Source organism: Catenuloplanes nepalensis, from assembly GCF_030811575.1.
GTDB classification, from domain to species: Bacteria; Actinomycetota; Actinomycetes; order Mycobacteriales; family Micromonosporaceae; genus Catenuloplanes; species Catenuloplanes nepalensis.
The window spans coordinates 9,296,027-9,321,133 of the sequence record NZ_JAUSRA010000001.1 but is presented as its reverse complement, the minus strand read 5'-3'; the positions used below and the strand labels follow the sequence as shown (position 1 = coordinate 9,321,133).

Here is a 25,107-nt window from a genome sequence, read left to right as displayed (position 1 = left end):
CCGGCCCGTCCGGCCATCGGACCCGCACCGTCCGCGCGCCGATCGGGCAGCTCCGCGAACGTGGGCTCACCCGCAACCGGCTCGCCGGACGCGGCCCCGGCACGGGGATCGGCGAACGTGGGCCCACCAGGGACCGGCCCGCCAGACGCGGCCCCGGCACGGGGATCGGCGAACGTGGGCCCACCAGGGACCGGCCCGCCAGACGCGGCCCCGGCACGGGGTGGGCGGTCCGCGAACGCGGAGCCGGGTTCGGCCTTGCCGGACACCGCGGCGGCGCCCTCCGCGCCTTGCGGCGGTTCCCCAGAACCGGTTTCGGGACCGGCCACTCCCGGCACCGGCGAACTCCCACTGGCCGGTGTGTTGCGACCGGCCCACGCCGGCCGATCGGCGACCGGCGCATGCGGGGTTTGGGCACCGCTCGATCCCGCCGTGAGCCGGGCCGCCGAGTCCGCCGCCTCGACGGCTGAGCCCTTCCGCTCCACCGATCCCGCCGCGCCCGGTGGAGCATCGGGGTCAAGCGCGAACCCGGAATCGGGCCGCGATCCCGACGCGGCCGGCCGCTGCGCGGGCACCACCGGCGCCACGCCCTCGTCCGGCGGCGTCGAGTCCGCCCGCGGGGCACCACCGGCGGCGGGCGGACCCGTCATCGGCAGCCCGCGCAACAGAATCGCGCGCTGCGCGATCGGCTGCCTCGGCTGCTCGAAACTCCCGGAACTCCGCTCAACACCCCCGGACCGCTCGCTCGCGCCGGACTGCTCCCTGGCGTCGCTGCGCGATCCAGCGTCACCGCGCGATCCGGCCTCACCACGAGACCCGACCTCACCGCGAGACCCGGCGTCGGATTGCGTACCGGCGGTGAATCGGGCACCGGGACGGTCCGCAGCCGCCGGTTCGCCCGGTGACGCGGCCGCGGCCGCATCCCCGTCCTTGCCCACGCCGGTTTTCCGTGCGTCCGGCTGGCGCTCGGGCTCATCCATATCGGCTCCCCTGCATGGCGCTGCCTGCTGCACCGAGGAGGTTAACCGGATCCCGTCGATGCGCCCGCGCCGCCCCGAGGCGCCCCGGCGGCCCGTGAGGTCGCCGGGATCGGCGCCGCGGAACGAGAAGTCAGGCCACGCGCTCCTCGCGGTTCGTGGTGACCAGCGGCGCAACCGGCTCCGATGCGGCGTCCGGAGCGGCGGCGGAGGCCGCCGCGAGGTTGGCCCGCGGGAGCACGCCCAGAGCGGCCACGCCGGAAGCGGGAAAGCCCGAAGGTGTTGATGCTCGACGGCATCCGGCTCTGGATGCCACCGCTGCGTGCCGGCCCTCCCGATGGCACCTCGATCCAACAACAGATCGAAGAGTTCCGATGGAATGACGTGTCAACCTGCGGCGCGTACCATGGTGGCGTGACTACCTGGCTGACCGATGACGAACAGCGCGACTGGCGCCGGTTCGTCGCCATGCAGAACCGGTTGATGACGCAGCTCGCCGCGCATCTGCAGGCAGAGGGCGGGCTGTCGGTCCCCGACTACGAGGTGCTGGTGCACCTCTCCGAGGCGCCGGACGGGCGCATGCGCTCCACCGACCTGATCGAGCGCACCTGCTGGGAGAAGAGCCGGCTCTCGCACCACCTGACCCGGATGGAGAAGCGCGGCTTCGTCACCCGCGAGACCCGGCCGGGCGACCTGCGCTACTCGGATGTGGTGATCACCGCGGCCGGGCGGGCCGCGATCGAGGCGGCGGCGCCGACGCACGTGGCGCACGTGCGGTCGTGGTTCATCGAGGCGCTCAGCTCGGAGGAGCTGGCCGTGCTCGGCAAGCTCTCCGAGAAGGTGTCCGCCCGGCTGGAGGAGACGACGCCGGCCTGCCCGGCCTGACCGGCGGCTCACTGACCAGCGGCTCACTGACTAGCGGCTCAGCAACCGTGCGGTGAGGCCGGCGATGATCTCGCGGCGTTCCGCGTCGGTGAGCGGGTTGCCGCGCGCGGCAGGCCGGGACTGCCACGGCAGCGGGCCGTCCGGCCGGCGGTACTCGACGCCGAGCGCGTCCAGCCGGGCGTAGTGGCCGGTCAGCCGCCGGGCGAAGTCCCCGGCGTCGCGAGCCGTGGCGGACCAGACCACCTCGGCCAGCGCGCACAGCCGTGGGAAGGCCATGTAGTCGACGGCCCGCGCGTCCGGCATGTGCTCGGTCCAGATGTTCGCCTGGGCCCCGATGATCCGGTCGGGTGACGCGAGGCCGGGCGGCACCGGGTCGAACGCGTAGACGTCCTCCACGGTGAGCCGGGTGCCGACCGGGGTCGGTTCGGCCGGGTCGTCGGACTGCCGGTAGTCGAGGTAGACGTGCATGTCCGGGCAGGAGACCACGTCGTGGCCCGCGTTCGCGGCGAAGGCGGCGGCCTCGGGGCCACGCCACGCCGCAACCAGCGCACCCTCCGGCGCGCCGCCCTCCAGGATCTCGTCCCAGCCGTACGGCCGGCGGCCCCGCTCGCGCAGCACGGACGTGAACTGCGCGACGAACCAGGCCTGCAGGTCGTCCGGGTCGATACCGAGGTCGCGGGCGTGCGCCACCGCGGCCGGGCTGTTGCGCCACTCGTCGCGGTCGCATTCGTCACCGCCGATGCCGACCACCGGGGACGGGAACAGGTCGCAGACCGTGTGCAGGACCGTGCGGCAGAAGTCCAGCGCCTCGTCCGAGGTGTTGAGCGTGTGCGACGAGATGCCCCAGGCCTCCCGCACGGCCGGCACCGGACCGTTTCCCAGCCGTGGGTACGCCGCGAGCGCGGCCTGCACGTGGCCGGGCAGATCGATCTCCGGCACCACGGTGACGTGCCGGGCCGCGGCGTAGGCGACGATCTCCCGGACGTCGTCCGCGGTGTAGTACCCGCCGTGCGGCCGGTCGTCGTATTCCTCGTGCTTCTTGGAGCCGCGCATGCTGCGCCGCCGCCAGCCGCCGACCGACGTCAGCCGCGGGTAGTCCGGGATCTCCAGCCGCCAGCCCTGGTCGTCCGTGAGGTGCAGGTGCAGCACGTTCAGCTTGTGCAGCGCGAGCAGGTCGATCAGCCGAAGCACGCCGGCGACCGGCATGAAGTGCCGGGCCACGTCCAGCATGGCGCCGCGCCAGCGGAACCGGGGCGCGTCGGTGATCTCCACGGCCGCCAGCTCCCACGGGCCGTTGACGACCGCGGCCCGGCGTAGCGCGGCCGGCGGCAGCAGTTGGCGCATCGTCTGCAGGCCGTAGTGCACGCCGGCCGGGTCGCCGCCGGTCACGGTGACCAGCGAGGCGGAGACGGTCAGCCGGTACGCCTCGGCCGGCATCCGCTCGTCGAGCCGGAGCACGATCGCGCCGCTGGGCGCTGGTTCATCAGCGAGGGACAGCGCCGCCGGCGGAAGGAAGCAGCCGGTCGGCGGCCCGAGCGTGGCGCGCAGCCAGGCCGCGGTCCCGGCGAGCGTGTCCGGCGCGATCAGCACGGTGTCCGGGCGCAGCGTGAACGCGCCGGCGTCGTCGAACGAGGCCGAGACGGGGCGCGGGATCAATCCTTCACCGCCCCGGCCAGGCCGGACACCAGACGACGCTGGACGAACATGAAGAAGATCAGCACGGGTACGGTCATCAGCACCGATGCTGCCATGATCCCGCCCCAGTCGTTCTCGTCCGGCTTGAAGAAGACCAGCAGCGCCATCGGCAGCGTCTGGTTCTCGGTGGCGCTGATGATGAACGTGCGCGCGAACAGGAAGTCGTTCCACGCGGTGATGAACGAGAACACGCTGGTGGCCGCGAGCCCCGGCGCGACCAGCGGGAACAGGATGCGCCACAGGATCTGCCAGCGGGACGCGCCGTCGAGCTGCGCGGCCTCCTCGATCTCGTCCGGGATCGCGGCGACGAACCCGCGCAGCATCCACACCGCGAGCGGCAGCGTGAACGCGAAGTGCACCAGGATCAGCGAGAACAGCGTGTTCAGCGCGCCGAGGTCACGGACCAGGAAGAACAGCGGGATGGTCAGCGCCTCGATCGGCACCATCTGCGCGATCAGGAACAGGACCAGCAGCGTGGTCCGGAACCGGAAGCGGAACCGGGTCAGCGCGACCGCGGCCAGGAACGCCACCAGCCCGGAGAGCGCGACCACGGCCAGCGCCACGATCAGGCTGTTCATGAAGTACCGGCCGAAGTCGTTGACCTGCAACACGCGCTGGAAACTGTCCAGCGTCGGGTTGAACGTCCACGGCACCGGCGTGGCCGACTGGATCTCCCCGGCCGGTTTCAGCGCGGACAGCACCATCCAGTAGATCGGGAACGCGACGACCAGCGCGATCAGCAGCGCGATCGTGTTCGGGACGACTCGACGGCTCACAGCGGCTCCCCGGAGCGGCGCAGCATGCGCAGGTAGACCAGCGTGACCGCGAGCAGGATCAGCATCATGACGACGCCGATCGCGGAGCCGAGGCCGTACTCCGAGGACGCGAAGGCCTGCTGGTACGCGTACACGTTGAGGGTGAGGTTCTGCCCGGCGATGCCGCCGCCGTTGGTCATCACGTAGATCTGCGTGAAGATCTTGAAGTCCCAAATGATCGACTGGATGACCACGATCGCGATGACCGGGCGCAGCATCGGCACGGTGACGCTCCAGAACGAGCGCCACGGGCCGGCGCCGTCCAGCTGCGCGGCCTCCAGCACCTGCTCCGGCAGCGCCTTGATCCCGGCGTACAGCGTGACCATCACGAACGGGAACGAGTGCCAGACCACGACCGCGCCGACCAGCGCGAACGCGGAGAACCGCTCGTAGGTCCAGTTGTGCCCCTCCCAGCCGAGCACCCGGTTGACCAGGCCCAGGTTGGTGTCGAAGAGGAACATCCAGACCGTGGAGCCGGTCATCGCGGGCGCCGCCCAGGCGGCCATCGCGGCCAGCGACAGCGCGATCGCGGCCCACCGGCTGACCTTGGTGAGCAGCACCGCGAGCGCGGCGCCGACCGCGAGCGTGACCACCACGAGCGCGGCCGCGAAGACCACGGTCGCCCAGAGCACGGACCAGAACTTCGGCGCGGACATCAGCTCCGCGTAGTTGTCGAGGCCGATGAACCGGGTCGGCTGGCCGCCGCTGACCTGCGCCTGCCGGAAGTCCAGCACGGAGAGCAGGCCGAGCTGGTAGATCGGGTAGACGAACAGCGGCACCAGGACCGCGGCCGCGGGCAGCAGCATCCACAGCGGCGCGAACTGCCGCCTCGTGCGGGGACGGGCCCGGCCGGCGACGGCCGGGCCCGCGTCGATCGCTGTCACCACTACTTCTCCAGGGCCGCGCTCACCGCGGCGGCGGCCTCGTCGGTCGCGGCGTCCACGGTCGAGCGCCCGGTCGCGATGTTCTGCAGCATGGTCGGGATGACGGCCTGGCTGTCGATCGCGCCCCAGCCCGGGTCGACCGGAACGAACCTGGTGCCGGCCGCGATCGTGTCCAGGTACGGCTTGAGCGTCTCGTCCCGCGCGGCCAGCTCGGTGCGGGCCGCGGTCAGCGTCGGCAGGTTGCCCATCGCCTCGTACATCTTCAGCTGGTAGGCCTTGCTGCCGAGCAGCTTGAGGAAGTCCGCGGCCAGCGTCTTGCGCTGCGTGTTCTTCATGATGCCGAGGTTGTTGCCACCGGCGAACGCGGGCGCGACCGAGCCGGCCGTGGTGCCGGGCAGCGGAACGACCGCGTACTTTCCCTTCGCGGCTCCGGCCTCGACCGCGGCGCGGTTGAAGTTGCCGAGGATCGCCATGCCGGCCTTGCCACCGGCGAACAGCTCGACGGTCTTGCCACCGGTCAGGTCCGCGCACTGCTGCGGCGGGCAGTTGTCGTCCTTGAGCAGGTCGGTGTAGGCGGTGACGCCGGCCCTGGACTCCGCCGAGTTCAGCGCCGTGATGTCGCCGCCGTTGGCCCACACGAACGGCAGCGCGCCGAACGTGTACTTCCCGCCGACCGCGACGCCGAACAGCTCCGGCTTCTTCTCCCGGATGGTCTTGGCGGTGCTGGTCAGCTCCGCCATCGTGGCCGGCGGCTTCAGGCCCAGCTCGGTGAAGACGTCGGTGCGGTAGTAGAGCGCGCGCACGCCGACCCACCAGGGCAGGCCGTAGAGCTTGCCGTCCACGGTGGCGCTGGCGCGCAGGTCGGCACCGAGGTCGGCGCCCTCGGCCCAGCCGTCGATGTCCGCGGTGACGTCCGCGAGGCCGCCGGCCGCCACGTACTCCGCGATGTCGGTGTTGCCGAACTCGACCACGTCGGGTGCGCTGGCCGGGTCGTTGAACGCGCCCTTGAAGCGCTCGCCGCGCGTCTCGACCGCGATGTACTGCACGTCGACGGTCACACCGGAGTGCGCGGCCTGGAACTCGTCGATCGCGGCCTTGATGACCGCTTCCTTGGGCGCGCGGTTCGGCTCGTCGAAGAGCCAGACGCGCAGCGTTCCGGTCTTCTCGTCGGCGCCGGACGACTCCGGCGTGCCGGTGGAGGGGGCGCAGCCGGTCAGCAGCGCGGCGGCGAGGGCGACGCCCGCTATCCGCTTCTTCATCAGGCCTCCGTCACGTCTAAAGTTTCGTTCATGGTTCGTAAATGGTTCGTTGACTCGCGGCACCCAGAGTGGGACCGGGCGGTTCAGCACGTCAAGACCCTCCGAGGTCACAAATAAGGCCGAAGCACACCGGAAACGCGACCGTCATGATCAACGACGGGGAGCGCCCGCCACTTGTCGAACGCGGTGCACGGGTGCGAGATACCGAACAGGACCAGATCACCGGGTACGACGTGCGCGCCCCGCGTCTCCAGGTAGGTGTGGTGGTCGTTCATCCTGGTCACGCGCAGGCCGATCGCCTCGCGAGCCACGCCGTCCGCGCTCCGGATCCGCTGCGGCTCGGGCAGCCCCTCGTCGTAGGGGGCGTCCCGCTTGCCCATGCCGACCAGCGCGAGGCCGGGCTCCGGCGTGGACAGCACCTGCGCCCAGACGCCCAGCGCCGCGTGCAGCACGCCCTCGCCGGCCAGCCGGTTGAACGGCGTGCGCTCGCGGTAGAAGCCGTCGTCGTGGCTGACATACGCACCGGAGCGCAGCAGCGGAATCACCGTGCGACCGGGAATCCACTGACCCCGCAGGCGATCCGCGACCACGTCGAACCAGGCGCTGCCACCGGCCGAGACCACGATGTCGCCGTCGACCAGCGTGGCCAGCGCGTTCGCGGCGTCGCGCAGCCGGTCCAGGAACGCGGCGATCGCGTCGGCGTGCGGCAGTCCGCCCTCGTAGGCGGTGACACCGGCCAACCGCAGGCCGGGGCGTGCGTCGATCACCTCGGCAACTTTGAGCAGGTCGGTGAGGGTTCGGGCACCGGTCCGGCCACCGTCGTGCCCCAGCTCGACCAGCACCGGCAGCGTGCCGCCCGCGCCACCGGCCGCCGCGCCGATGACCGCCTGGCCGGACACCGCGGCCGCGGCGATCTCCGCACCCTCGATCGAGTCGACGGTGATCGTGACGTCGTGGGCGGCGGCCCAGCGCAGCGCGGTCGGGTCGAGGACCTGGTTGGCGATCAGGATCCGCGGCGCGCCCATCGCGGCCGCGGCCAGCGCCTGATTGGCCGTGGCCACCGTGACGCCCCAGGCGCCGGCGTCGAGTTGTGCCCGTACCAGCGTGGGGCTCATGTGGGTCTTGATGTGTGGCGCGAACGTGAGGCCGTGCCGGGCGCAGAACGCGGCCATGGTCGCCACGTTCGCGTCCAGCGCCGCCTGCCGGGCGAACATCAGCGGGTACGTGAACGCATCGCCGAACAGGTCGTGACCTGCGGCGATGAAGTCCCCGTCGGATATCGGCGGCCCCGGAACGAAGAACCCCTTGGTACGCCAGTCGATGACGCTCACTGTGACACCCTTCTCGCAGGACGGGCTTGACCCGCGCGGGCCGAGGCCCCACTCTTAGTCGAGCTTTAGCGCACTATTTTCGAACCTGATCGAATGTCGGATCCGATCGTAGGTGAGGAGCGGCCCCGTGGCGATGGTCATCGGACTCGTGATCCACACGAGTCACCGGGCGCGGTTCGACGCGGCCGCGCGCACGCTGACCGGCGCCACGCTGGAGTGGATCGAGTACGAGAACGAGCCGGAGATCCGCCCGCGCGTCGGTGAGCTGCTGCGTCGCAAGCGGGTCGACGGGCTGCTGCTCGGCCCGATGCCGTACGCCCGGGCCCGCGAGGTCATCCCGAACAGCCTGCCGGTCGCGGTCACCCGCTCCGCCCCGCTCGACCTCGCGCTCGCCTGGGGCCGCGCGCTCGCCGCCGGCATCCCGGCCACGCCGGTCAGCATCGACACGTTCGGCCAGGACACGATCGACGAGGTCGCGGACGCGCTCGGCCTTCCCCGCACCGAGATCGCCGGCCTGCCGTTCGACGACTCGCAGACCGTCGCCACGATCGTCGACTTCCACCGCCGGGCCGCCGCGCCGCTGGTGATCAGCGTCCGCACCGGCGTGATCGCGGCCGGCATCGACGGCGCCACCGTGATCACCGCACAGCCGGAGATCGCCACCATCCGCGCGGAACTGCACCAGCTGGCGCTGCGGGTGAAGTCCAAGCAGGCCGACGAGCTGCGGTTCGCGGCCGGCGTGTTCCTGGTCGCGCCGAGCTCCCCCGACCCGGACCGCGCCCGAATAGGGCTGATGAACCTGCTGCTCAACACGCCCGAGTTCGCCGACTGCTGGATCGAGAACCGCGACCGGCGCGGCGTCGTCGTCTTCGCGCACCGCGCGCTGTTCGAGGCCGTCACCCACCGCTGGGTCGACCTGGACGTGCTGTCCAGAGCCCAAGAGACCCTGGGGGTACGGGTGGTGGCCGGCTTCGGCATCGGCGCGTCCGCCCGCACGTGCGTGGCGCTGGCCGAGCGAGCCGCCGCGCGCGCCGAGCAGGAGCCGGCCCCGGGTGCGTACCTGATCGAGGACTCCGGCCTGGTCATCGGCCCGATGGGCGCGGGCAGCACCGCGCTGACGTTCACCTACCGCGCGCACGACGCCGGCCTGGAGGACCTGGCCGCGGAGGTCGGGCTGAGCGCGGGCACGCTGTCCCGGCTCGCCGCGATCGAACGCGGCCTGGCCGGACGCCCGGTGTCGCCCGGCGAGCTGGCCGCGTCACTCGGCATCACCGACCCGAGCGGGCGGCGGCTGATCCGCAAGCTGAGCGAACGAGGGCTGGTCGTCGACGAGGGCAGCGCGCAGGTCAGCCGCAAGGGCCGGCCGACGCGCCTCTACCGGCTGGCGATCACGGCGGCGACCACCGCCGGCCCGACCTCCGCGGCCGGCCGGACCTCCGCGGCCGGCCGGACCTCCGCGGCCGGCCGGACCTCCGCGGCCGGATCGGCTGCCGCGGCCGGATCGGCTGCCGTCGCGGGGACCGGCGTGGCCGGTGCGGTGCGGTCGTGAGTGGCCGGACGGCAGGGGCTGCCGAGGCGTACCCGCTGGATCTGGTCTTCACCGGCGGGCACGTCGTGGACGTCGGCGGCGATCACGTCGGCACGTTCGACGTGGGCGTGCGCGACGGGCGGATCGCCGCGGTCGCGCCGTCCCTGGATACCGCGGGCGCGCGCGAGGTCGTCGACGCGCACGGGAAGATCGTCACGCCCGGTCTGGTCGACATGCACACGCACGTGCACGCGGGCGGCGGCTACTGGGGCATCGACCCGGACCCGGTCGCCTGGTACACCGGCGTGACCACCTGGGTGGACGCGGGCTCCGCGGGCGCGTTCACGCTCGGCGCGTTCCGCGAGGCGGCCGCGCGCAGCCGGGTGCGGACCGCGTCGCTCCTCAACATCTCCGCGGTCGGGCTGGCCGGGCGCACCGGCGAGGCGCGCGACCTCGCGCACTGCGACGTGGACCTGGCGATCTCCACCATCGCGGCGCACCGCGACCTGGTGCGCGGCGTGAAGGTCCGGATGGACCGGGACACGGTCGGCGGCAACGGCCTGGAGCCGCTGCGCCGCGGTCTGGCCGCCGCGTCCGCGCTCGGCGTGCCGCTCATGGTCCACATCGGCACGTCACCGCCCGCGCTCTCCGACGTGCTCGCGCTGCTCCGGCCGGGCGACCTGGTCACGCACTGTGCGAGCGCGATCGCGGCCGGATCCACGCTGGCCCATCCGGCGCTCACCGACTCGTACCGGCGTGGGGTGCTCTTCGATCTGGGTCATGGGTCCGGGGGTTTCGCCTTCGACGTGCTCGACGCGCAGCTGCAGGCCGGGCTGGTGCCGCACACGCTCAGCTCCGACCTGCACGCGCGCAGCCTCTACGGCCCGGTCTTCGACCTGCCGACGACGCTGACCAAGATGCTCGCGCTCGGCATGCCGCTGCCCGACGTGATCGCCCGCGCCACCGTGATCCCGGCGACCGTGCTCGGCCTGGCCGCGGGCACGCTCGCGGTCGGCGCGCCCGCGGACATCGCGGTGTTCACGCTGCGCGACGGCCCGTTCGAGGTGGTCGACGCGCACCAGCAGCGCCGGACCGCGACCCAGCGGCTGGTCAACGAGGCCACCTACGTCGGCGGGCGGCTGCTTCCGGCCCGCCTGCCGGAACCGCCGCCGTCCTGGATCCCGCTGACCCCGGCGCAACGCCAGGCGCTGCACGAGCGCACGTTCGCGCTGCGATCCCTGCTGACTGATCCGTTGGTCAATGCGGACGGACTGACCGAACAGTTCCCTCGATTTCCCGTTGCATAGAAAGGCTTTCCGCATGCCGAAGCGCATCATCGCCACCGACAGGGCCGCGCAGCCCGGCGGCCCGTACTCCCAGGCCGTCGTGGCCGGCGACTTCGTCTACCTGGCCGGAGCCTGCCCGGTCCACCCGGACGGCACCTGGATCCGCGACGACTTCGAGGCCGCGGCCCGCCTGGCCTTCACGAACCTGGCCGCGGTCGCGGAGGCCGCCGGCGCGTCCCTCGACCAGGCGGTCCGGGTCGGCGTCTACCTGCGCGACTTCGCCGACTTCCCGAAGATGAACGAGATCTACACCGAGTTCCTCGGCACCGAGAACCTCCCGGCCCGCACCACGCTGCCGGTCCCGCTGGAGGGCTTCCAGATCGAGATCGACGCCGTCCTCTACACCGGCGCCTGATTCATCCTTCCGCCGCTCGCTCTTCGCGGCGAGCGGCGGTCTCCGGTGTCACCCCTCGTCCGTCGTGACGACCAGTTCCTCGGACTCCTCCGCCAGGTAGATTCCTCCGCCAGGTAGTGGTGGCACTGGAAGTAGTCGACGTGCGCGTGGATCGTGGGATTCGCACACCGGCATCCTTCCTCACCCGCTCATCAGGTCGTCACGGACCGGGCCGGTGCGGGGAATCCGGAACCACCACCAGTCATGCATCGAGTCGGGGAAGTCGGCCGCGCGCTCGACCAGGCCGTCGACGTCGGGCTCGGTGACGGCCTTGAAGCGCGCGTCGATCACGGCGACGGTCCGGTCGTAACGGTGGCGCAGGTCGGCCGGGAGCAGCGCGGAGACCTGGGCGATCCAGTCCCGGAAGCAGAGCGCGGCGACGTGGTCGCGGGCGCCGCCGGTCAGGTCTCCCTCGAATGTCGCGACGTGCGCCCGCCACGCCGCGACCAGCGTGATCGCGTCCAGATCACGGCCGGGTGCGACGGTCACCGTGACGGCGGCCAGACGCGCGAGATCGGCCTCGTCGTTCACGGTCAGCGCTCGGACCAGGCGCCGAGTTCGTTGCCGCTCGGGTCGGTGAAGTGGAAGCGACGGCCGCCGGGGAAGGCGTAGGGGCCCTGGACGATCCTGCCGCCGGCGGCGCGGACCGCGTCGACGGTGGCGTCGAGGTCGGCCGAGTAGAGCAGGACGAGCGGGCCGCCGGGGCGGACCTCGCCGGTGGCGCTCAGGCCGCCGGCCTCGGGGGCGTCGTCGTGCGGGCCGCGGATGCCGGCGTAGGCCGGGCCGTAGTCGTTGAACCGCCAGCCGAACGCGGCACCGTAGAAGCGCTTCGCCGCCTCCAGGTCGGTGACGGTCAGCTCGACGTAGTCGATCGCGTGGTGGTTGTGGACCATGACGCCGATTCTGCCGTGCGCCGCGGCGCTACGCTGGGCCGGCCCGACCGGCGGGAGGGGATGAGGATGCCGCACGTTGCCTCGTACGACATCGCGTGGGCGGTCCGGGGCGTTGCTCTCGCCGGGGAGGTCCGGGACGCGCTGGGGCCGCTCGCACTGCGGGTCGAGCACATCGGCAGCACGTCCGTACCCGGGATGGCGGCGAAGCCGATCTTTGATCTGCAGATCAGTGTCGCGGTGGACCTGGACGCCGCGGCGACCGCGTTCGACGCCCCGCTGGCCGCGCTCGGGCTGAAACGGAAGCCGTACGAGCAGGACCACGTGCCGGCCGGGCGGGACGATCCGCCGGGGCTATGGGTCAAGCGCTACTGGAACCGGCGGGTGCCGGGGTTGGACGAGATCAACCTGCACTGCCGGCTGGCCGGGTCGCCGAACGAGCGGCTGGCGCTGCTGTTCCGGGACTGGTTCCGCGCACATCCGGCGGCGGTCCCGGCATACGCGCGCTTCAAGCAGCAGCTGGCCGCGGTCGTCGACGACATCGAGGTTTACACCGATCTCAAGGACCCGGTGATCGACCTGATCATGGTGTCCGCGGAGCGGTGGGCGGCGGCTACCGGCTGGCGGCCGTGAACGCGGGCTCGGCCTCTATCGCGTACCGGCCGGTGGGGTCGATCTCCATGATGGCGCGGCGTGCCTCCGCGTGCCGGCCGCGCGCGTGGTGCAGGCCGACCAGCAGGTAGAACGCGAGCCGGTCGCCGGCCAGCGCGCGGCGGCGCAACGCGGCGGCCCGGCCCCTGCGGTAGAGCAGCCGGTTCAGCCGGCGGCGCGCGTGCTCGTCGGTGCGGCCCATCTCCTCCAGCTCGGCCAGCCGCCCGGCGCGGCCGAGCAGGTCGACGTGCCACAGGTGCGCCTCGTGCCGGTCCAGGTCGTCGCTGAAACACTCGCCGAACGGCCCGACCAGCGCGATCGCCGCATCGAAGTCACCCCGGTCCTCCGCAACCCGTACCGCTGCCGCATCGAACCGCGCCGTCTCCACGCCGACATTATGACGATCTTCTAGACGGTACGGTCGGCGCCGTACCCGTGCCGCATCCTCAAATTTCATGGTGCCCGTCCCGGTGCTGGTCACGTGCGCGATCAGCTGACTGCGCAACGGTTCCGGTACGGCGATCCGCTCCAGACCGCCCCGCTCCAGGCACGTGAAGAGTTCCGCCGCGCCGTCGAGCTGCTCCGGTGTGGGCGGGGCCGTCAGGCCGATTTCGCGGGCCGCGGTGAGTGGCCGGTCCACGATCCACGAACGTTCGCCGGGCCGAACCTCATGACCGGTCACCTCCCCCAGGGTGGCCGGACCCCACTGCGTGTTCTCGCTACAGCGCGCGGAGGCCGACGAGGACGCGGCGGAGGAGCTTTTCGGTGGGGGCGGTGGTGGGCGGTTCCCAGGCGGTGACGAGGCCGGCGGTGACCAGGTCGCCGAGGAGGACGCGGGTGGTGCCGAGCGGGAGGCCGGCGTTGGCGGCGGCCTCGGCGACGGAGTGCGGGCTGTGGCACAGGCGGAGGATCTCGCGTTGTTCCGGTGGGAGCGCGCGGCCGCCGCGCGCACCCTTGCCGGTGGTGATCATGAGGGTGACCAGGTCGAGGTCGCCGGCCGGGCGGGTGCGGCCGCGGGTGACCGCGTAGGGCCGCACCACGGGACCGGCCGCGTCGTCATACCAGGCCTCCTCCAAAGCCGAACCCGAAACCGAACCTGAAGCCGAACCCGAAACCGGCACCGAACCCGGATCTGAGACCGGAGCCGGCCTATCGGGCGACATCCGCGCCTCGTAGCGAGCGGGAACGGGCGCCGGGAACGGCGGCGGTCCGGCCGGCCGGGTTGCCGGACGGACCGCCGCCGGACGGACCAGCCGCGGCCGGGACCGCCGCCAGCAGGTCCGCCGGGATCAGGACCGTGGCCGTGCTGCCCTGCGGGCTCGTCTGCAGCGTGACCGTGATGCCCCGCCGCTGCGCCAGCCGCGCCGCCACGTGCAGGCCGTGCCCGCGCTGCTCCTCCGTGGCGGTGGCCGGCGCACGCAGCAGCTCGTTCGCCGCGGTCAGCGCGGCCGGTTCGATGGCCGGCCCCAGGTCGCGCACCGTGATCAGCACCTCGCCGCGCATCGGCGTGCAGACCACCCGCACCTGCTGGCCGGGCGCGGCCAGCAGCGCGTTGTCGATCAGCTCGGCCAGCAGGTGGGTGACGTCGATCAGCGCGCGGCCGAGCAGCACCGGGCCGCTGACCGGGGCGACGTCGACCCGGTGGTAGTCGGTGGCCTCCGCGGCCGCGGCGCGCAGCACGTCCAGCATCGGCACCGGCTTGCGCCAGCGGCGGGCCGGCGTGCTGCCGGAGAGCGTGAGGTGTTTCTCCACGTTGCGGCGCATGCGGGCGGCGAGGTGGTCGATGGTGAAGAGCCGGGCCAGCTCGTCCGGGTCGGTCTGCCGGCTCTCCACCTCGTCCAGCATGGTCAGTTGCCGGTGCAGCAGAGTCTGGTTGTCCCGCCCGACGCGCAGTGCGAGCTGCTGGGCGTCGCGGCTGATCGTCTCCGCGGTGACCGCGTCGACCGCGTGGCAGGCGAGCGCGTGCAGCGCGGCGCCGAGCGGCGCGAACGGCCCGCCGTGCGGTGCGGGCAGCACGGTCGCCGGGTCGACGGGCTCGCCGGCGCGCACGCGGCGGGTGAGGTCGGGGACGCGTACCGCGGCGAGGTCCTCGGCGTAGGCCGCGGCCGCGCGGACCTGGCGGGCGAGCCAGACCACGACCGCGCAGGCGACGAGCACGAGCACACCGAGGACGGCCGCGAAGACGATCTGGAGCGAGAACGGCGCCTCGCCGGCGTCGGCGCGGGCGACCGCGTTGCCGGCGGCGTAGGCGATCAGGCCGGCACCGGCCGGGACGAGGATGATCAGGGCGGGCTTTGTCATTCCGGCGCCTTTCGTGAAGCCGTGGCACGCAGGCGGGCGAGCAGCTCCGCGCGGTTGGGCGCGCCGAGCCGGGCGCGCATGCGGGCCACGTGGTGCTCGACGGTCTTGGGCGTGATAAAGAGCCGGTCGCCGATCTCCTTGTAGGTGAGCCCGGCCAGCACCAGCTCCGCGACCTCCTGCTCACGGCCGGAGAGCTGCCCGGTCGGCGTGGGCTCGGACGGGGTGTCGGCGCGCGGTCCGGGCTGGCGGCCCTGGAGCAGGCGGGCGGTGTCGAGCAGCGTGACCATGGCGCGCCGGTCCGCGGTGCGGGCGGCGGCCTGTCCGGCGAGCCGGGCCGCGTCCCAGGACAGGCCGGTGCGGGCCAGGTCTCGGGCGTGCGCGACGGTCTCGGCCGGGTCGATGTCGCCGGTGAGCAGCCGGCACCAGCTGCGGGCCGCGGCCGCGAGCACGGCGGTGTGCGCGGTGGCGCCGGCGTCCGCGGCGAGCGCGTCCGCGTGCACGGCCGCGGTCCCGGCGTCCTCGCCGACCACGGCCGCCTGGAGGAGGTACCAGTGCAGCGTGGCGTGCCACAGCGGTGGCCGGCCGAGCCGATCCAGAAGATCAAGAGCCTGCCGCACGGGTACGTCGAGCGCCGCGCGCTCGCCGAGCCGCGCTCCCGCGACCGTGAGCTCGCCGAGCGGCAGCAGCGTGAGCAGGTCGACCGGGTGGCGCAGCACGGTCTCCCGGGCGGCGGCCCAGCCGCGGTGCATCTCCGGCAGGTCGCCGGTGCGCCGGGCCAGCCCGATCTGCAGCGCGGTGGCGAACAGCCCGTCACGCAGCTGGATCGGCGCGCCGCCGGTGGTGGCCGCGTCGAGCAGGTCGTGGGCGGCGGCGGTCTCTCCGCGGAACATCCGGATCCAGCCGGCCAGCAGCCGGTGTCGGCGGGCCATCAGCACCGAGCCCATGCCGGCGGTGACCGCGCGGTCGAGCACGGCGTCGGCCGCGTCCAGTTCGCCGTCGTGCAGCGCGACCAGTGCGGCGAGCGCGGCCGGGCTGTCCGGCAGCAGCACGGCCGGGCCGGCCGGTTCGAGCAGCGCGGCGGCCTGCACGAGCGTGGCGAGCGCGGCCGCGGGCGTACCCCCGATGCTCTCTTCTATGCCGTCGGCCATCATCGCGGCCGCGTTGGTCAGCAGCGTGGGCGGCCCGTCGGCGACGGGACCGTCCTCGATGGTGAGTGCGGCGCCGGTGACCCGCGCGGCGAGCGCGGCGAACGAGCGGGAGGTGGGCGTGCGCGACCACCGGTACCGTTCGGCGCTGTGCGCGAGCTGGCCGCGGTGGGCGAGCACGGCGGCCGCGACCGCGGCGCCGGCGGCCCGGTCGTTCTCCGCGACCGGTCCGGTGCCGGGCGCGCCGACGAGCCGGTCGGCGAGGCGCAGCGCGGTGTCCAGGTCGCCGCCGAGCGCGGTGGCGAGCGCGTGCCGGGCGCCGGCGGGTGCGCCGTTCGCGGCCGCGGCAGCGAACAGCCGCGCCGCGACCTGGGGTGCCGCGATCAGCGCCTCCTCCGCGCCGGCCTGGAACGCGGGGGCGAGCCCGCTGCCGCCGATGCCGGCGTCGAGCAGTGAGCGGGCCACGGTGAGCGTGCCGTCGCCGCGGGCCAGCTGGAGCGCGGCGAGGCGCTGCCACAGGTCGGCGCGGTGCGCGACCGGGCCGAGCGCGGTGACGGCCTGCCGGGCGGCCGGGACGAGCGTGTCGTCCATCGCGAGCAGGCCGGTGGCGCGCGCGGCCTCCAGCAGCTCGTCGATCGCGGCCGGGTCGCGGCCGAGCAGCTCCGCGAGCACGCCGATCGGCAGCGCGCCGCCGGCCGCGGTGGCCAGCAGCAGCCGGCGGACGTCCGGGTCGAGGTGGTCGAGGTCCGCGCGGAACTGCAGCAGCGACGTGTCGGTCAGGTCCGGGCCGGCCGCGAGGGCCGCGGTGATCCGGTGCGCGATGCCGGGGACGCCGCCGCTGAGCCGGTGCACCCGGTCGGCCAGGGTCCCGCCGGGGGTGCCGCCGGTCCAGGCGTGCACGGCGCGCGCGGTCTGCTCCGGTGTGAACGGGCCGAGCAGCACCGGCGGGCGTTCCCGGCGCAGGATCGTCAGCAGTGAGGTCAGGCCGGCCGGGCGCGGCCACGGGCGGTAGGCGAGGACGAGCCGGCGGCGTCCGCCGAGCAGCGGGTGCAGCGCGGCGAGGCGGCCCTCGTCGAGCAGGTGGGCGTCGTCGATGAGCAGCACCGCGTCGTCGCCGGCGTCGTCGAGCGGGTCGGTCCAGGCGTCGATCACCGGCACGTCGTGCTCGCGCAGCATTCCGTCCAGGTAGGACAGCAGCGCACTCTTGCCGTACCCGCCGGGGGCCTGGAGGGTGAGGCGCAGCGGGCCGGCCGGCTCGGCCGCGAGGTCGTCGCAGATCCGCGCGACCTGCTCGTCGAGCACCAGCCAGGACGGTGTCATGGTGCGGATCGTCACCGTTCTCCTCAACCGATCGGGATGCCGGGCGCGAAAGCCCCGACTGCGAGTACGAGAGCGGCCGCGCTCGCGTTCATGCCCTGCGCCCTGCGGGTGCGGCGGCGGCCGGGCAGATCCGGCGTGCTGATCCGCACGGGCGGCCGGGGCGGCGCGTCCGGCGTGTGCGCCCGGCCGTCGGACGCGGGCGCGGGCAGCACGGACGGCTCCTGCCCGGGCTCGGGCTCCCAGACCGCGGTGCCGCGCCGGCCGGTGTCCGGTGGCGCGTCGTGCAGCCCGGCCGCGAGCTGGGCCGCGACCGCGGCCGCGCCCTCGGCGACCAGCGTGGCGCCGCCCGGCGGAAGGATGGTGACGCCGGGCAGGTGCGCGGCGCACAGTTCGGCCAGCAGCGGCGTGTGCGCGGTGCCGCCGGCGAGCAGGACGCCGCCGAGGTGGTGCGGTGGCACGCCGGACGCGGCGACGGCCCGGGCCAGCGTGGCGGCCGGGTGGTCGAGCAGCGGCCGCAACAGCGTGGCGAGCTGGTCGCGGGTGACGGTCAGCCGGATCTCGCCGGGGTGCAGCGGCAGGATGATCTCGGCCTCGCCGGCGTGGCTGAGCTGCTCGCGGGTGTACCGGCTCTCGGCCCGCAGGTCGTGCAGGATCCGCAGGTGGCGCTCGGCGTCCGTGGCGAGCGGGCCGATCTCGGGGCGCAGCGCGTCGTAGGCGTGGTGGGCGAGCGCCTCGTCGAGGTCGGCGCCGCCGATCTGCTCGGCGCCGGTCCGGGTGGCGCGCACCGCGTACGTGATCGGGTTGGTCCGGGTGACGACCGAGGCCTCGAACCCGGTGCCGCCGATCGTGAGCACGGCGAGCGCGCGGGCGCCGGTGCCGCCGCGGGCCGCGTGCCCCTCCGCCGCCAGGACCGGCTCGGGCAGCGGTTCGGCGGCGAGGCCGACGTCGGCGAGCGCGGCGCGCAGCGCGGAGACGTGGTGCGCGGTGAACGTGGCCGGGTGGGCCACGACGACCCGGGCCGGTGGCCGGCCCTCGCGGTCGTGGACCAGGTCGGTGACGCGGCGGGCGACGATCGCGGTGAGCGTCTGCGGTGACCAGCGTTCGCCGCGCAGCAGCACGGGCGCGTCCGCGCCGATCCGGCCGGCGAACTCGCGGGCGACGACGCCGGGGCGCAGCACCGGGCCGCGTTCGGCCGGGTCGCCGACCTGCAGCGCGCCCTCCGGGTCGACGTGCAGGACCGCGGGTGCCTCGTCTGAGTCGCCGCGCAGCCGGACCGGGGTGGGGCGCTTCCAGGTGCCGTCGGCGAGGACGCCGACGGCCGCGGTGACGTGGGTGCCGCCGATGTCGATGCCGAGCACGTACGCCATGCCGCCTCCCCTCGTCATCGTCGTCGGGCGGGCGCCCGCATGAGCCGCGGACACCCGCCCCATCCCTCGTGCCCTCCCTCGGGCACCCCTACCCGGGAGGACCGAGCCCTCCGTGGTGGCGCGTGGGCACACGCTCGCACGGCCGGCCAGGCAGACGGAGTCCGGCCGCGGCCACGGTGGGCTCAAGCCCGCCTCGCGCCGGGACGGGATGGCTGCCGCCCCGGCGCGGTGATCGGCGGGCTGCACTAGTTCGTACCAGAAAGCCGCCATGGGACGGACCCCACAAAAACGACCACCCCCGGACCCCCTAATCCCCTATCCCCCACCCCGGGGGTCCCCAGGGGGCCGGGAGCGGAACCCGGTCTCGTCCCCGATGTTCGGCGGCGGGCGCGGCACTAGCTTCGGTAATCGGCAGCCGCTGCACGACCACCGCGTATCACTGAGAGGCTTGGCGCACGATGACTTCGACGCTGCACGACTTCGTACTGAACCTGATCACCGACCCGCAGGCGCGGTCGGTCTTCGAGCTGGACCCGGAGACGGCGCTGCACGCGGCCGGCCTGGGCGACATCACGCCGGCGGACGTGCAGGACGTCGTGCCGCTGGTCGTCGACTACGCGGCGGTGCCGGGCCTGGCCGGCCTGGCGCTGCCGACCGCGGCGGTGGAGGCGGAGGCCGGTGCCACCGTGTCCGCGACCGCGGTGGCACAGCTGCAGTCGGTGACCGCGCACCTGTCGGCCGGCACGCACGCCTCGGGCGACCTGGGCAACACGGCCGCGGCCGCGGGCCTGGCGATCGACCACAGCGGTGTCTCGGTCGGTGTCGGCGCGCTCTCCGGCCTGGGCCTCGACGTGGGTGCGGAGACGCTGGTGGAGGTGCCCCTCGGCCCGGACGGCGACCTGTCCGCGACGCTGGACGCGGACGTGGCCGGCACGGCGATCTCGCCGGTCAACGAGGTCGCGGGCACGGTCTACGACGTGGCGGACGGCGCGGGCCTCGGCCCGACCGTGACCGGCGTCGGCAGCACGGTCGGCGACCTCGACGGCACGGTCGCGGGTCTCGACGGCACCGTGTTCGGCACGCTCGGCCTGGGCCTGGACACCGTGGGCGGCACGCTGCACGGCGTGACCGGCACGGTCGGCGGCGTCACCACCGGCGTCACCGGGATCACCGACGGCCTGACTGCGGGCACCGGCCTGGACCACACGCTGACCGGCGTCACCTCGACCGTCGACGGCCTGACCGGCGTCACCGGCCTGCACGACGTCACCAGCACCGTCACCGGCACGGTCACGGGCACGCTGTCCGGCGGCGCCGAGCAGCACCACGGACCGGACCTGTCGGGCGTCACCGACATTCTGTTCTAATGAGCTTTTTTCAACCCGGCTAGTATTCCGGCCAGGTTGATGAGGCTCGATCACCACGCCTCTGCCGCGCGGCCCCGGATTCTCGGGTGCCGCGCGGCAGGCGTGGGGGCACGAACGACTGCCGGAGGTGGACCGTGACGATCGGCTCGGTGGCGGCGCCGATGTGGGTGGACGTCCTCGACGCGTCGGTCCGGGCCTGCCTGGTGCACGGCCGCACGGATCTCGCCGCGGGGCTGCGTGCCCGGCGGGCCCAGCTGCTCGACCCGGCGCTGTGGGTGGTCGTGCTCGGCGAGCCCGGCCAGGGCAAGAGCCAGCTGATCAACGCGCTGATCAACGCGCCGGTCTGCCCGGTCGGCGACGCCGGCACGACCGGCACCCCGACCGTGGTCCGGCACGCGGAACAGCCCGGCGCGCTGCTGGTGCACCGGACCGCCCGGACCGCGCTCACGGTCGCGGAGGCGGCGCCGCACATCCGCGGCCGCGAGGCGCTGCGCGCGGAGATCGGCGTGCCGCGCGCGCTGCTGGCCGGCGGCCTGACGCTGGTGGACACGCCCGCGGCCACCGCCGGGAAGGGCTGGCCGGCGCTGCTCGGCGGGCTCGGTGACCATCCGCCGGCCGACACCGTGGTGCTCGCGTCCGCCGCGACCGCGGAGCTGACCGTCGCGGAACTGGACCTGCTGCGCGACGCCGCGACGGCCGTGCCCAACGTGATCGTCGCGCTGACCAAGACCGATCTCGCCGCGGACTGGCGCGCGGTCGCGGACCGCAACCGGCAGCGGCTGGCCGCGGCCGGGCTGTCCGTCGCGGTGATCCCGGTGTCCGCGGTGCTGCGCCTGCAGGCCGCCCGCACCGGCGACGCGGAGCTGAACGCGGAGTCCGGCTTCCCCGAGCTGATCGGCCGGCTGAGCCGGGACGTGGCCGGCAAGCCGCACGCGCTCGCCCGGACCGCGGCCGCGCAGGCCGCCCGGGGCGCGCTGGAGCAGGTCGCGGCGCCGCTGCGGGCCCGGCTGACGTCCGCGTCCGCGCCGTCGCAGGCGATGGCCCGGCTCAACGAGGCGCAGCGCGCGCTGGACGACGTGCGCCGTCGGCAGGTCCGCTGGCAGAACACGCTCAACGACGACGTCGCGGACCTGGTGTCGAACGTGGAGTACGACCTGCGCGACCGGACCCGGCAGATCCTCCGCAAGGTCGACGCTGCGTTCGAGACCGCGGACCCGATGACCGCGTGGGACGAGTTCGCGGCGTGGCTGGACCGGGAGCTGAAGGAGGCCGCGGAGGCGAACTTCGGCTGGCTGATCGCGCAGTGCGAGTGGATCTCGCACCGGGTCGCGGCGCACTTCGGCGAGTACGGCCAGGACGCGCTGCCGACCTGGCGCATGCACGTGCCGGACGACCTGGACCGGCTGGTGCCGCACATCGAGCAGCCCGGCGTGGAGAAGTTCACCATCACGCAGAAGGCGCTGACCGGGCTGCGCGGCTCGTACGGCGGGATCCTGATGGTCGGCCTGGCGACCAGCCTCGCGGGCATGCCGCTGATCAACCCGGTGTCGGTCGGTGCCGGCGCGATCCTGGGCGGCAAGACCGTGCACGACGAGAGCAAGACGATGCTCAAGCGGCGGCAGGCCGCGGCCCGGACCCGCACCCAGCGGCACGTCGACGACTTCTTCCTGCTGGTCAGCAAGGAGGGCAAGGACACGGTCCGGCAGGCGCACCGGCTGCTGCGCGACCACTTCCTGGACTTGACGGACCGGTTGCAGGACGCGATCGTGCACTCCGTGCGCACCGCGAAACTCGCCGCCGACGCGGACGTGGCCGAGACCGAGCGCCGCCAGCGCGAGATCGAGCTCAGTCTCCGCGAGCTGGCCGCCCTCTACCGCCAGGCCCAACAGCTGCAGCCCGCCCTGCAAACCGCATGACCCCACACCTCGCGGGTACGGTCCAATCGCTGCTCGACGACACGCTGGCGGCCTATCCGCGGGTGGCGACGCTGCGGCATCAGCGGCACCGGTGGACCGAGCCGTTGCGGGTCGCGGTCGCGGGCCGGGCCGGGACCGGCAAGTCCACGCTGGTCAACGCGCTGATCGGGGACCGGGTCGCGCCGGTGACGCCGCCGGGCGACACCACCACGGTCTGGTACCAGGACGGTGCCGGGCCGCGCGCCACCGCGTACCCCCGGGATGGTGAGCCCTTCGAACTGCCGCTGACGATGACGCCGGACGGGCCGCGCACCGGCCAGGCCGAGGGCGACCTGGTGATCCACTGGCCGAGCCGGGCGCTGCGGCAGATGACGCTGCTGGACACGCCCGCGGACGGCGCGAGTCTGGACGACGCGGACGCGGTACTGCACCTGAGCCCGGCCGCCCGGCCCGCGGACCTGGAGCCGCTGCGCACGCACCAGCACAGCGCGGTCGCCCGGGCCACGCCGATCGCGACCGTGCTGGTGCTGTCCCGGGCCGACGAGGTCAACGGCGGGCGAACCGACGCGTTCGTCACCGCGCGGCAGATCGCCCGGCGGCACGGCCGCGACCCGGCCGTGCGCGACGTCTGCCTGCGCGTACACGCGCTCGGCGGGCTGGCCGCCGCGACCGCGCGGACGCTGACCGACGCGGAGTTCGAGACCATCGCGCATCTGGCCGCGCTGCCCCGCACGGACACCGACGGCGCACTACTGAGCACGGACCGCTACCTGCGGGCCGGGTTGCCGCCGGACCTGCTGCACCGGCTCGGGCTGCCCGGCGTCCGGCTGGCCACCGTGCTGGCCCGGACCGGGCACGACACCCGGCTCACGCTCGCCGGCGAGCTGGCCCGGCGCAGCGGCGTCACGGAGCTGCGGGACACCATCACCCGCGGCCTGATCGCGCGCACCGAGGCGCTGAAGGCCCGCGCCACGCTGCTGGCAATCGAGTCGGTGCTGGACGGTCAGTGGACGCCGCGCACCGACGCGCTGCGGGTGCGGCTCGGCCGGATCCTGGCCGAGGCGACCGAATTCCGGGAGATGCGCCTGGTCGCGGCGCTTCCGGAGCTGCCGGTGCGGTTCGCGGCCGAGCTGGAGGCGGAGGCGCACCGGCTGGCCGGCGGCGACGGCACCGACATCCCGTCCCGCCTCGGCCTGGACGAGCCGACCGACGCGCCCGCCATGCGCCGCCACTGTGACGAGGCACTGCTGCGCTGGCAGGTGCTCGCCGAGGGCGGCACCGCCGACCGCCGTCAGCGCCGCGCCGCCACCATCGTCGTGGAGAGCTGCGCCTCGATCCTGGACCGCCTGGGCGTCTGACCGGGCCCGGCAGCGGTCAGGTCCCGGTCGGCGGCGCGCTCACCGCGGCCGCCAGGAACGTGATCGCCCAGCGCCGGGCCGCATCCGCCGCGGGGGGCGGGCCGTCCGAGGGGCGCCGGTTGTAGAGGTCGACGCGGTCCACGGCCGTCACGGCGAGAATCCCCCGCATCCGGAACCACAGCTCCTCCGGGGGCAGGCCGGGCAGCGCGCGGCGGAACGCGGCCACGAAGCGTTCGCGGACCGCGTCCTCGTCCGGGCCGGGCCACGCGCGTGTCTCCTCGGCCGGGTCGCTGAGGATCGTGACTATCAGCCGGGAGGTACGGGCACCGCCCTCGTCACCGGCCGGCATCCCGTCGAACATCGGGCCCGCGAACGCCTCCACCAGGTCGGCGACCGACGGGTCCGGGGTCCGGGCGAGTAGCCGGTCCAGCCCGGCGGACTGCGCCGCGGTGATCGGCGCGATCGCGCGGCGGGCGACCGCGGCCAGCAGATCCGCCTTCGAGCCGAAGTGGTATCCGACCGCGGCCAGGTTCGCGCCGGCCAGATCGGTGACCGCGCGGATCGAGGTGCCGCGGTAGCCGCGCTCCGCGAAGAGCCGTTCGGCCACGTCGAGCAGTTGGGTGCGGGTGTCGGAGGGCGCCATGAGTGCGTACTATACGTTCGTTTGAATCAAACGAACGTATGAATGAGGAATGATGAAGCTGCTCGTGTACGGCGCCGGCGTGGTCGGCACCCAGTTCGCCGTCCGGATGCACGAGGCCGGCCACGACGTCTCTCTCCTCGCCCGCGGGGAGCGCCTGGCCGCGCTGCGCCGGCACGGCGTCCGGCTCGCCGAGGGAGAAAGCCCGGTCGTCCGGCAGGTCCCGGTGCCGGTCGTGGAGACGCCGGCCGGCGACTACGACCTGATCACCGTCTTCGTCCGCGCCCACCAGGTGGCCGCGATCCTGGAGCCGCTCGCCACCCTCCACGGCGACGTGCTGTTCCTGCTCAACTGGGCGGCCGGCGCCGCGCCGCTGGCCGCGGCGCTCGGCCGCGACCGGGTGCTGCTCGGCTTCGCCACCGGTGGCGGCACGATGGCCGGCGACGTGGTCCGCTACCGCGCGCCGAGCCTGCTGACCCGCGCCTACCCGGTGCCGATCGGCGAGCCCGACGGCCGTGCCACTCCGCGACTGGACCGGATCGCGCGCGCCTTCCGCACCGCCGGGTTCCCCGCCCGGCTCGAGCCGCGGATCAACGCCCGGCTCCGGACGCACGCCGCGTTCGCGGTGCCGCTCGGGCAGGCCGCGCACGCCGCGGGCGGACCGGCCGCGCTGGCCGCCGACCCGGCCGCGGTCCGCGACATGCTTCACCACATGCGACGGAACCTGGCCGCGCTGCCCGCGCCGCCGGTCCCACGCGCGTTCGATGCGCTGCGGACGCTGCCGGACGGTTTGCTCGTGCCCGTGCTGCGGCGCTTCCTGCGCGGCACGACCGCCGCGCACAGCGGCCTCGCCGATTCCTCACTCACGGCGACGGCTGAATACGAGGTGCTGGCCGAGCAGCTGCGCGCCCGGTAGTTCGGTTTCTCACGCGACCACGGCGGGACCGGTGCCCGCGGGAGCACTGGGGACGCGACCACGCCGGAAGCGGGAACATGCGTTTGATCAAAGGATCGGTCTGCGCATCCGGCCGCCGCGAGCGG

23 protein-coding genes are annotated in these 25,107 nt (G+C 74.0%); 9 read left to right on the top strand and 14 right to left on the bottom strand.

Going from position 1 to position 25,107, the window contains the following annotated elements; genetic code table 11:
* Positions 1–1,107: 1,107 nt before the first annotated feature.
* Positions 1,108–1,230, bottom strand: a complete 123-nt coding sequence (locus J2S43_RS40630) for a hypothetical protein (protein WP_306838596.1) — start codon at positions 1,228–1,230, stop codon at positions 1,108–1,110.
* Between the two features lie 158 nt (positions 1,231–1,388).
* Between J2S43_RS40630 and J2S43_RS40625 the strand changes: the two genes are divergently transcribed.
* Positions 1,389–1,859 carry a MarR family winged helix-turn-helix transcriptional regulator gene (locus J2S43_RS40625; RefSeq protein WP_306838594.1) on the top strand — a complete coding sequence of 157 codons (471 nt, stop codon included), beginning with the start codon at positions 1,389–1,391 and terminating at the stop codon, positions 1,857–1,859.
* A 30-nt stretch (positions 1,860–1,889) separates the two neighbouring features.
* Here the strand turns inward: J2S43_RS40625 and J2S43_RS40620 are convergent, their stop codons facing one another.
* From J2S43_RS40620 to J2S43_RS40600, 5 genes are all read right to left on the bottom strand, one after another.
* Positions 1,890–3,515, bottom strand: coding sequence for a beta-N-acetylhexosaminidase (locus J2S43_RS40620; RefSeq protein WP_306838593.1), 1,626 nt, complete (start codon positions 3,513–3,515; stop codon positions 1,890–1,892).
* Positions 3,512–4,330: a carbohydrate ABC transporter permease gene (locus J2S43_RS40615; protein ID WP_306838591.1), complete on the bottom strand. Its 819-nt coding sequence runs from the start codon at positions 4,328–4,330 to the stop codon at positions 3,512–3,514. The genes J2S43_RS40620 and J2S43_RS40615 overlap by 4 nt, the downstream gene beginning before the upstream one ends.
* Positions 4,327–5,253: a carbohydrate ABC transporter permease gene (locus tag J2S43_RS40610; protein WP_306838589.1), complete on the bottom strand. Its 927-nt coding sequence runs from the start codon at positions 5,251–5,253 to the stop codon at positions 4,327–4,329. Before J2S43_RS40610 ends, J2S43_RS40615 begins: the two co-directional genes overlap by 4 nt.
* 2 nt (positions 5,254–5,255) lie before the next feature.
* Positions 5,256–6,512, bottom strand: coding sequence for an extracellular solute-binding protein (locus J2S43_RS40605; protein ID WP_306838587.1), 1,257 nt, complete (start codon positions 6,510–6,512; stop codon positions 5,256–5,258).
* Positions 6,513–6,619: 107 nt separating this feature from the next.
* Complete coding sequence (locus tag J2S43_RS40600) at positions 6,620–7,843, bottom strand: alanine racemase (RefSeq protein WP_306838586.1); 1,224 nt, start codon at positions 7,841–7,843, stop codon at positions 6,620–6,622.
* 133 nt (positions 7,844–7,976) lie between these two features.
* Between J2S43_RS40600 and J2S43_RS40595 the strand changes: the two genes are divergently transcribed.
* The 3 genes from J2S43_RS40595 to J2S43_RS40585 are packed head-to-tail and all read left to right on the top strand — an operon-like array spanning position 7,977 to position 11,072.
* Complete coding sequence (locus J2S43_RS40595) at positions 7,977–9,392, top strand: helix-turn-helix domain-containing protein (protein ID WP_306839778.1); 1,416 nt, start codon at positions 7,977–7,979, stop codon at positions 9,390–9,392.
* On the top strand, positions 9,389–10,678 hold the full coding sequence (locus J2S43_RS40590; protein WP_306838584.1) for an amidohydrolase/deacetylase family metallohydrolase: 1,290 nt from the start codon (positions 9,389–9,391) through the stop codon (positions 10,676–10,678). The genes J2S43_RS40595 and J2S43_RS40590 overlap by 4 nt, the downstream gene beginning before the upstream one ends.
* Positions 10,679–10,691: 13 nt before the next feature.
* Entirely contained in the window at positions 10,692–11,072 is a 381-nt protein-coding gene (locus tag J2S43_RS40585; RefSeq protein ID WP_306838582.1) for a RidA family protein, read from the top strand.
* A gap of 180 nt (positions 11,073–11,252) precedes the next feature.
* Here the strand turns inward: J2S43_RS40585 and J2S43_RS40580 are convergent, their stop codons facing one another.
* Positions 11,253–11,642, bottom strand: coding sequence for a hypothetical protein (locus J2S43_RS40580; RefSeq protein WP_306838580.1), 390 nt, complete (start codon positions 11,640–11,642; stop codon positions 11,253–11,255).
* A gap of 2 nt (positions 11,643–11,644) precedes the next feature.
* Positions 11,645–12,004: a VOC family protein gene (locus tag J2S43_RS40575; RefSeq protein ID WP_306838578.1), complete on the bottom strand. Its 360-nt coding sequence runs from the start codon at positions 12,002–12,004 to the stop codon at positions 11,645–11,647.
* A 66-nt stretch (positions 12,005–12,070) separates the two neighbouring features.
* Here J2S43_RS40575 and J2S43_RS40570 point away from each other — a divergent pair, with 66 nt between their 5' ends.
* Positions 12,071–12,634 (top strand): GrpB family protein, encoded by a 564-nt coding sequence (locus J2S43_RS40570; RefSeq protein WP_306838577.1) that lies wholly within the window; start codon positions 12,071–12,073, stop codon positions 12,632–12,634.
* On the opposite strand, the gene J2S43_RS40565 is transcribed toward J2S43_RS40570, so the two are convergent.
* The 5 genes from J2S43_RS40565 to J2S43_RS40545 form a co-directional block, all read right to left on the bottom strand.
* Complete coding sequence (locus J2S43_RS40565; RefSeq protein WP_306838575.1) at positions 12,615–13,334, bottom strand: hypothetical protein; 720 nt, start codon at positions 13,332–13,334, stop codon at positions 12,615–12,617. The two genes, J2S43_RS40570 and J2S43_RS40565, sit on opposite strands and share 20 nt — an antisense overlap.
* A gap of 37 nt (positions 13,335–13,371) precedes the next feature.
* The gene (locus J2S43_RS40560; RefSeq protein WP_306838573.1) at positions 13,372–13,728 is read right to left on the bottom strand and encodes a DUF742 domain-containing protein; all 357 of its coding nucleotides are present in this window, start codon (positions 13,726–13,728) and stop codon (positions 13,372–13,374) included.
* A gap of 73 nt (positions 13,729–13,801) precedes the next feature.
* Positions 13,802–14,953, bottom strand: a complete 1,152-nt coding sequence (locus tag J2S43_RS40555) for a sensor histidine kinase (protein ID WP_306838571.1) — start codon at positions 14,951–14,953, stop codon at positions 13,802–13,804.
* Positions 14,950–17,433: a helix-turn-helix transcriptional regulator gene (locus tag J2S43_RS40550; protein WP_306838569.1), complete on the bottom strand. Its 2,484-nt coding sequence runs from the start codon at positions 17,431–17,433 to the stop codon at positions 14,950–14,952. Before J2S43_RS40550 ends, J2S43_RS40555 begins: the two co-directional genes overlap by 4 nt.
* Before the next feature lie 8 nt (positions 17,434–17,441).
* The gene (locus tag J2S43_RS40545; RefSeq protein WP_306838567.1) at positions 17,442–18,785 is read right to left on the bottom strand and encodes an Hsp70 family protein; all 1,344 of its coding nucleotides are present in this window, start codon (positions 18,783–18,785) and stop codon (positions 17,442–17,444) included.
* A 458-nt stretch (positions 18,786–19,243) separates the two neighbouring features.
* On the opposite strand from J2S43_RS40545, the gene J2S43_RS40540 reads away from it, so the two are divergent.
* From J2S43_RS40540 to J2S43_RS40530, 3 genes are all read left to right on the top strand, one after another.
* Entirely contained in the window at positions 19,244–20,152 is a 909-nt protein-coding gene (locus tag J2S43_RS40540) for an IniB N-terminal domain-containing protein (protein ID WP_306838565.1), read from the top strand.
* Positions 20,153–20,286: 134 nt separating this feature from the next.
* Positions 20,287–22,068, top strand: a complete 1,782-nt coding sequence (locus J2S43_RS40535; protein WP_306838564.1) for a dynamin family protein — start codon at positions 20,287–20,289, stop codon at positions 22,066–22,068.
* On the top strand, positions 22,065–23,426 hold the full coding sequence (locus J2S43_RS40530) for a GTPase domain-containing protein (protein ID WP_306838563.1): 1,362 nt from the start codon (positions 22,065–22,067) through the stop codon (positions 23,424–23,426). Before J2S43_RS40535 ends, J2S43_RS40530 begins: the two co-directional genes overlap by 4 nt.
* Positions 23,427–23,442: 16 nt before the next feature.
* Here J2S43_RS40530 and J2S43_RS40525 read toward each other — a convergent pair whose 3' ends face one another.
* Positions 23,443–24,069, bottom strand: a complete 627-nt coding sequence (locus J2S43_RS40525) for a TetR/AcrR family transcriptional regulator (protein WP_306838561.1) — start codon at positions 24,067–24,069, stop codon at positions 23,443–23,445.
* A 52-nt stretch (positions 24,070–24,121) separates the two neighbouring features.
* Here J2S43_RS40525 and J2S43_RS40520 point away from each other — a divergent pair, with 52 nt between their 5' ends.
* Positions 24,122–24,982: a ketopantoate reductase family protein gene (locus J2S43_RS40520; RefSeq protein ID WP_306838559.1), complete on the top strand. Its 861-nt coding sequence runs from the start codon at positions 24,122–24,124 to the stop codon at positions 24,980–24,982.
* Positions 24,983–25,107: the final 125 nt, after the last annotated feature.

What these genes read in the sequence shown, in the direction of transcription:
- J2S43_RS40605 (WP_306838587.1), bottom strand. Translation starts at nt 6,512, where the DNA reads ATGAAGAAGCGGATAGCGGGCGTCGCCCTCGCCGCCGCGCTGCTGACC.
- J2S43_RS40595 (WP_306839778.1), top strand. Translation starts at nt 7,977, where the DNA reads ATGGTCATCGGACTCGTGATCCACACGAGTCACCGGGCGCGGTTCGAC.
- J2S43_RS40585 (WP_306838582.1), top strand. Translation starts at nt 10,692, where the DNA reads ATGCCGAAGCGCATCATCGCCACCGACAGGGCCGCGCAGCCCGGCGGC.
- J2S43_RS40575 (WP_306838578.1), bottom strand. Translation starts at nt 12,004, where the DNA reads ATGGTCCACAACCACCACGCGATCGACTACGTCGAGCTGACCGTCACC.
- J2S43_RS40570 (WP_306838577.1), top strand. Translation starts at nt 12,071, where the DNA reads ATGCCGCACGTTGCCTCGTACGACATCGCGTGGGCGGTCCGGGGCGTT.
- J2S43_RS40555 (WP_306838571.1), bottom strand. Translation starts at nt 14,953, where the DNA reads ATGACAAAGCCCGCCCTGATCATCCTCGTCCCGGCCGGTGCCGGCCTG.
- J2S43_RS40545 (WP_306838567.1), bottom strand. Translation starts at nt 18,785, where the DNA reads ATGGCGTACGTGCTCGGCATCGACATCGGCGGCACCCACGTCACCGCG.
- J2S43_RS40540 (WP_306838565.1), top strand. Translation starts at nt 19,244, where the DNA reads ATGACTTCGACGCTGCACGACTTCGTACTGAACCTGATCACCGACCCG.
- J2S43_RS40530 (WP_306838563.1), top strand. Translation starts at nt 22,065, where the DNA reads ATGACCCCACACCTCGCGGGTACGGTCCAATCGCTGCTCGACGACACG.
- J2S43_RS40525 (WP_306838561.1), bottom strand. Translation starts at nt 24,069, where the DNA reads ATGGCGCCCTCCGACACCCGCACCCAACTGCTCGACGTGGCCGAACGG.
- J2S43_RS40520 (WP_306838559.1), top strand. Translation starts at nt 24,122, where the DNA reads ATGAAGCTGCTCGTGTACGGCGCCGGCGTGGTCGGCACCCAGTTCGCC.